Source organism: Arthrobacter sp. SO3 (assembly GCF_020532825.1).
Taxonomy (GTDB): Bacteria; Actinomycetota; Actinomycetes; order Actinomycetales; family Micrococcaceae; genus Arthrobacter.
On record NZ_MQTS01000105.1, the window covers coordinates 28,584 to 34,996 of the forward strand.

A 6,413-nucleotide genomic window follows, 5' to 3' on the forward strand; every position below is an offset into this window, starting at 1 on the left:
TCCACGCACCCTCGATGCTGAGTTCCTTCGCCAACGAGGCCATCATCCTCGGCGTCCGCGCCGAAAACATCGGAGTGGCCACCGACCGGTCCTCCGGTGATGTCCCGGCCACTGTACTCGTCGTCGAGCCGATGGGCTCCTCGGTGCTCCTGACGGTCGACGTCGACGGCCAGGCAGTTAAGGTCCAGGCGCCCCCGACCTTCCGCACTTCGCCGCACGAGACGATCTGGCTCACGTTTTCCCCGAACACCATGCGCTTTTACGACGGCGCCACATCCATGGCACTGGAGGCCAAATGAGCAACGCAACCCGTATCGGCGTCGAGGAACTGCGCCAATCCGCAATTGAGACCCTGAAACTCAACGATCTCGGCACCATGACCAGCGCCGCGCCCAACCTTTACCCGCACATGTGGAGCTGGGATGCAGCATTTGTCGCCATTGGGCTGGCCCGTTACGACGTGCCGCGCGCCATTACGGAACTCCGCACCCTGCTGGCCGCCCAGTGGTCCACCGGGATGATCCCGCACATCGTCTTCAGCGAAAACGCGGCCGGCTACTTCCCGGGCTTCGACCGCTGGGGCACCGCCTCCGCCGCAGCCCGGCCCGCCGCGTTCAAAAGCAGCGGCATCTGCCAGCCTCCGGTCCACGCCATCGCGGTGCGGCACATTGTTGACCGCGGCCGGGAAAACGGCGGAGCGGACCAGGAAGCGGCCGAGGCCTTCCTGCACGAAACCTTCGACGGCTGGCTCGCGTGGCACCGCTGGCTGGCCGAGGTCCGGGATCCTGACGGGGTGGGCCTGATTGAGATCCACCACGGCTGGGAATCAGGCTTCGACAACTCCCCCCGCTGGGACGGCCCCTACGCCCGGATCGAACCCGGGACGGTCGAGCCGTTCACCCGGCGCGACACCCTCCACGTCGCCGACGTCAGCGAACGCCCCGACGACGCCGAATACACCAAGTATCTGTGGCTCGTCCAGCAGATGGCCTCGGTCGACTTCGACGACCGGGCAGTCCAGGACATCATCGACTTCCGGGTCAGGGACGTCTTCTTCTCCGGCATTATGGCCGCCTCCTCCGATGTCCTCGCCGGCCTCGCCGACGAGATCGGCCGCGCCGAAGACGCCGCGGAACTGCGCGGCTACGCCCGGCGGTTCCGGGACGGCGTCGCGTCCAGCGTTGATCCGGCAACCGGTCTGGCCCGCGACTACGATGTCCTGGCCGGGGAATGGATCTCCACCCAGACGGTGTCCGGCTTCGCTCCCCTCGTGGCCGGCGGCGACCCCGCAGCCCTGGCCGTCCAGCGGAACCTCCTCCAGGGCCCGGACTGGATGGGATACCCGGACCTGCGTTTCCCGCTGCCGCCGTCCACGTCCCCGGCAAGCCCCGCCTTCCGCTCCCGGACGTACTGGCGCGGGCCCGTGTGGCCGTTCCTTAACCTGCTGCTCGGCTGGGCGGCGGAGCGTGACGGGCAACGGGAGCTGTACGAAACGCTCAAGTCCGCGTCCCTGTGCCAGCTCGCGGATCTGAAATTCGGCGAATACTACGAACCCTTCACCGGTGAACCGTTGGGCAGCCTGAACCAGGCGTGGACGGCTGCCGCCGCCCTGGAATGGATCGGCGCCGACAGATGACCGTCCTCATCGCCTGCGACAAGTTCAAGGGCTCCCTGACCGCCGCCGAGGTTTGTGCCAGCTTACGGGCCGGGCTGCTCCGGGCCCGGCCCGGCCTGGACATCGTCGCCGTCCCCATCGCCGACGGCGGGGACGGCACCGCCGCCGCTGCCGTCTCCGCCGGCTATGAGGAAATCGAGGTCACGGTCAGCGGTCCCACCGGCGTCCCGTTGACCGCCATGTTTGCTTTGGACCGGCCCAGCGCGACCGCGGTGGTGGAGATGGCCCAGGCCTCCGGGCTGGAACGGCTGCCCGGTGGCGTCCTCAGCCCGCTGGCCGCCTCCAGTTACGGCACCGGTGAACTCGTCCTGGCCGCCCTCGACGCCGGGGCCAGGACCATCATCCTCGCCGTGGGCGGCAGCGCCTGCACCGACGGCGGGGCCGGTTTCCTGCAGGCCCTGGGAATGAAACTTCGTGCCGCCGACGGAACGGAGCTGCTGCCCGGCGGCGGCGCACTAAACAGGCTCGCCGCCGTCGACCTCTCAAGACTGGATCCACGGCTAACCGGCTGCCACTTCATCCTGGCGTCCGATGTGGACAACGTCCTGGTGGGACCGCACGGAGCGGCCGCCGTGTACGGCCCGCAGAAGGGGGCCACGGCCGCCGACGTCGCGCACCTGGACGGTGGGCTGTCCCGCTTCGCCGGCATTCTGGGCCGGACCCCGGGCATAGCGCCGGAGACCGATCTCCTGCCCGGCGCGGGCGCTGCCGGCGGGCTCGGCTATGCCGCCATGACGGTCCTGGGCGCCGAGCAGCGCCCCGGCGTCGAGGTGGTGATGGGGCTTGCCGGGTTTGAAGCCGTACTCAAGGGACTCACCGCCAGCGACCTCGTTATCACCGGCGAGGGCTCTCTCGATGACCAGACGCTCAGCGGCAAAGCGGCAGCCGGCGTGGCGCTGGCGGCCCGGGCCGCCGGCGTACCGGCGATCGCCGTCTGCGGACAACGCAAGCTCACACCCGGACAACTCGAGGGCATCGGCATCGCCCAGGCCTACGCCCTGACCGACATCCGGACCGATGTCCGCGAATGCATGGACGAAGCAGCGGACATCCTGCAGTCCACAACCATCAGGATCGCAGAGGACTGGCTATGACCGACACACACCAAGGGGCCGTCATCGGGCTGGACATCGGCGGCACCAAAACCCGCGGCATCCGGATCGTCAACGGCTCGCTCGCCGATGACCGGTCCGCGGGCAGCGCGAACGTCCAGAACGTCACGCTCGAGGAAGCGGCCCGTCGGCTCGGTGAGCTTCTCTCTGCCTTGGGCGCGTCCGACGCCGGCGCCGTCTTCGTTGGGGCCGGCGGGATCGACACCGACGCCGACGCCGAGCAGCTCCGCCGGCTCATCGCCCCGCACGCCCCGCACGCCGACATCACCGTCGTCCACGACACCCGGCTGATCCTCGCAGCCGGCGGCACGGACACCGGGATCGCCATCATCTCCGGCACCGGCTCGGCAGCCTGGGGAACCAATAAAGCCGGGCAGACCGGACGCGCCGGCGGCTGGGGATACCTGCTCGGGGACGAAGGCAGCGGCTACTGGTTCGGCCGGGAAGCAGTACGGCACAGCCTGGACCGCGCCAACCACGGACAGGGCATCGATCCGCTCACCCGGGGGCTGCTCGACTACTGCGGTCTCGCCGCCCCGGAGGAACTGATCAGCCTCTTCCACGGCACCGCCGGACGCCACTACTGGGCCGACACCTCGCGCCTGGTCTTCGACGCGGCCAACGCCGGCCACGGCCCCAGCCTCGCCATCATCGACGCCGGGGCCCGGTATCTGGCTGGGCAGGCGGCCGCCGTGGCCGCACAGATCGGCATCACAAGCCCGGTCGTGCTCGGCGGCGGCCTCGTCACCAACCAGCCGGCCTTCCAGCAAAGCATCACGAAGCATCTTGAAGAACAAGGACTCACCGACATCCGCGTACTGGCGCAGGAGCCCGTCTTCGGAGTCCTGCAGCTCGCCAGGGACAGGGCCATGGCGTGACCGAGGCCGCCGCGGTCCCGCGGAGCAGCCCAGCGGTGCAGCGGGAGAACAACGGGACGGCCGGTAGGATGATCAGCCGGACAGGAGGACCAATGACAATCGAACGAGTACCCGCCAGGCTCAGCGGCGCGACCTCGCACGGCCATCTGTTGAACCTGATCCGGGCCACCGGCGGCATGTCCCGCCAGCAGCTCCTGGCCAGCACCGGCATGTCCCGCGCCACCCTTTATGAGCGGCTGGAGACGCTGCTGCGCCGGAATCTGATCTACGAGGCCGAGAGCATGGAAGCGACCGGGGGCCGGCGCTCCCGCAAAATCCGCTTCGAGGACCGCGGCCGTGTGGTCCTGTCCTTCGCGCTGGGCCAAACCCACGCGACCGTCGCGGTATCCGACACCAACGGCCGGCAGCTCAGGTCACGCTCGGTGGAGCACCGGATCAACGCACCCGAAGACACCGTCCTTCAGCCGCTCATCCGGATCGGCACCGAACTCCTCGACGCCGGCACCGGGGAAACCCTGATCGGTATCGGAGTGAGCGTGCCGGCTCCCGTCGACGCCGGCACCGGATATGTCGTCCACCCGACCACGATCCCCGAGTGGGAACCGGATGCCGTGGTGACCTCCGTATCCAGCCAGTGGCAGGTTCCCATCGTGGTCGAAAACGACGCCCGGGCCGGTGCCCTGGGCGAATGCACCACCGAGAACGAGACCACCGTCTACGTCAAAGTCGCCACCGGCATCGGCTGCGGAATCGTCGTCAACGGGACCATTCTTCGCGGCGCTCACGGCGCCGCCGGCGACATCGGCCACATCCACGTCGCCTCCGACGGGCCGCTGTGCCGGTGCGGACGCCGCGGCTGCCTGGCCACCTTCAGCTCCGGCAGCTCGCTCATCGACCGGCTCAACAGTCAGGGCATGACGAGCCTGGACGAAATCGCCCGTGCGGCCGAACAAGGCCAGCCCGACGTCGAAGCACAGCTGCTCTCCGCAGCAGACGTTCTCGGCGGCGCCTTGGCAGCGACTGTCACGACAGTCAACCCGAACAGGCTCGTGCTCGGCGGCACAATCGGCACCATTCCGTACTTCGCAGAGCAGGTCCGCTCCAGAGTGCTCAAGGACGTCGTTGAACGTATCGCAGAAGGCCTGTTGGTCGTCGCTGGAGCGACCGGCGATCACGCCGCGGTAGATGGACTCACCCGACTCGTGATGCGGAAAGTCTTCGCGCCCGACGCCATCGACATGTTAATTGTCGATTACCCGATCAACTAGCAGGCAACAACAAGCCACGATCCTAGGCACCTCTGGCCTATCGCGTGCAGTCCAAAGTCATGAAATAGGACATCTCGTTCCGGGCTGCTCCCACGGAACTGATCCCAAGCCATCAGACCCCTCCTGACCAACCGGAGACCTGACCGCGACGGCTTTCACGGACTACGCCTCACAGCAAAACGCCCACAAAAAGCCCTCACCGGCACACGGGCAACCAAGTCCCCGGTTCCTGCCGAGCTAAGTCAGACCAACCTCACCGCCAGTTGACACCAAGATTGCCCCCTCTCCTCAGCCCACCCAACCAACCTGGGCCAGGCCATAGCCCGGGGCGACTCCATGAAAGGTATACCCCGTGTTTCTTCCAATCACCAACGAGCCCCGGAACTATGAGTGGGGCTCGTTGACGGCAATCAGCGGACTGCTGGGCCGTCAGGCATCCGGCAGTCCCGAGGCGGAACTATGGCTGGGAGACCATCCTGGATCTCCCGCACAGATACTTGACCCGGACCTTGCCAATGGCGCCACGACCCTCGATCACTGGATCGCCGCAGACCCGGTCACGGCGCTTGGCACTGACAGCGGGGAGGCACGGCTGGGCTTCCTCCTGAAAATCCTGGCCGCCGACGCCCCCTTGTCCCTCCAAGCCCACCCGACGCGGGAGCAAGCCGTGACCGGGTTCGCCCGCGAAAACGCTGCCGGCATACCGCTTGACGCGGCACACCGAAACTACAAGGACGTCCAGCATAAGCCCGAAGTGATCTACGCCCTCAGCGAGACGTTCGAGGCTCTGTGTGGATTCCGCGCCGTTGAAGACTCTCTGGAGACGCTGCACAGCCTCGGGGACGATTGCGTTCCCCAGGCCTTGGAGCCGTTGGTTGTACTGCTGCGCTCGGGACTCCCCGCAGCCGTCAGGTGGCTGTTGAGTGCTTCCGCCGAAGTCCTCCCGGCCATCAAGGAAGTCGTCGCGGCCGCCCACGCGGATACAGCCCTGGCCCGAAGCGATGCCCAGCTCTCCACCGTCCGCATGCTCGCGGTGAATTACCCGGATGATCCGGGCATCCTGCTCTCTCTGCTGCTCCACCGCGTCACCCTCAGACGCGGTGAGGCGCTGTATCTGCCGGCCGGGAACATCCATGCCTATCTGCAAGGCGTCGGTGTTGAAGTGATGGCTGCCTCTGACAAACGTGCTCCGCGGCGGATTGACACCCAAACACATAGACGTCCCGGAACTGCTGGACGTACTCACATTCGACCCGATTCCAATTCCCTACCTGACGCCGCTGACCGCAGCCGACGGAACCGAATCGTTCGAGCCGGATATCCCCGATTTCCGCCTGATCCGCATACCCGCGGGCACTCAATCTGCTCTCAAGCTTGAGGGGCCCGCTATCGTCGGGTGCCTCAAGGGTAAAACAAAGATCCGCGGTGACAAGTCATTGTCCACCCTGGCACAGGGAGATTTCCTTTTCGTGACACCCGA

At 67.1% G+C, this 6,413-nt stretch carries 5 protein-coding genes and 2 pseudogenes; all 7 read left to right on the plus strand.

The window, feature by feature from the left end; genetic code table 11:
* Window positions 1-299: TOBE domain-containing protein (locus BJQ90_RS10770; RefSeq protein ID WP_226760278.1), on the plus strand; the 299-nt coding region annotated here is incomplete at its 5' end.
* On the plus strand, window positions 296-1,636 hold the full coding sequence (gene ggh, locus BJQ90_RS10775) for a glucosylglycerate hydrolase (protein ID WP_226760279.1): 1,341 nt from the start codon (window positions 296-298) through the stop codon (window positions 1,634-1,636). The genes BJQ90_RS10770 and ggh, both read left to right, overlap by 4 nt.
* Window positions 1,633-2,769 (plus strand): glycerate kinase, encoded by a 1,137-nt coding sequence (locus BJQ90_RS10780; protein ID WP_226760280.1) that lies wholly within the window; start codon window positions 1,633-1,635, stop codon window positions 2,767-2,769. The genes ggh and BJQ90_RS10780 overlap by 4 nt, the downstream gene beginning before the upstream one ends.
* Window positions 2,766-3,665 (plus strand): N-acetylglucosamine kinase, encoded by a 900-nt coding sequence (locus BJQ90_RS10785; protein ID WP_226760281.1) that lies wholly within the window; start codon window positions 2,766-2,768, stop codon window positions 3,663-3,665. Before BJQ90_RS10780 ends, BJQ90_RS10785 begins: the two co-directional genes overlap by 4 nt.
* Window positions 3,666-3,757: 92 nt before the next feature.
* Window positions 3,758-4,933: an ROK family protein gene (locus BJQ90_RS10790; RefSeq protein WP_226760282.1), complete on the plus strand. Its 1,176-nt coding sequence runs from the start codon at window positions 3,758-3,760 to the stop codon at window positions 4,931-4,933.
* A 352-nt stretch (window positions 4,934-5,285) separates the two neighbouring features.
* Window positions 5,286-6,056: pseudogene (manA, locus tag BJQ90_RS22895) on the plus strand (mannose-6-phosphate isomerase, class I); the annotation flags it as partial.
* A gap of 76 nt (window positions 6,057-6,132) precedes the next feature.
* Window positions 6,133-6,413 (plus strand): annotated as a pseudogene (locus BJQ90_RS22515) (mannose-6-phosphate isomerase, class I); the annotation flags it as partial.

Bases quoted from the DNA above. Each gene is read 5' to 3' on its own strand.
- ggh (WP_226760279.1), top strand. From the start codon at position 296: ATGAGCAACGCAACCCGTATCGGCGTCGAGGAACTGCGCCAATCCGCA.
- BJQ90_RS10780 (WP_226760280.1), top strand. From the start codon at position 1,633: ATGACCGTCCTCATCGCCTGCGACAAGTTCAAGGGCTCCCTGACCGCC.
- BJQ90_RS10785 (WP_226760281.1), top strand. From the start codon at position 2,766: ATGACCGACACACACCAAGGGGCCGTCATCGGGCTGGACATCGGCGGC.
- BJQ90_RS10790 (WP_226760282.1), top strand. From the start codon at position 3,758: ATGACAATCGAACGAGTACCCGCCAGGCTCAGCGGCGCGACCTCGCAC.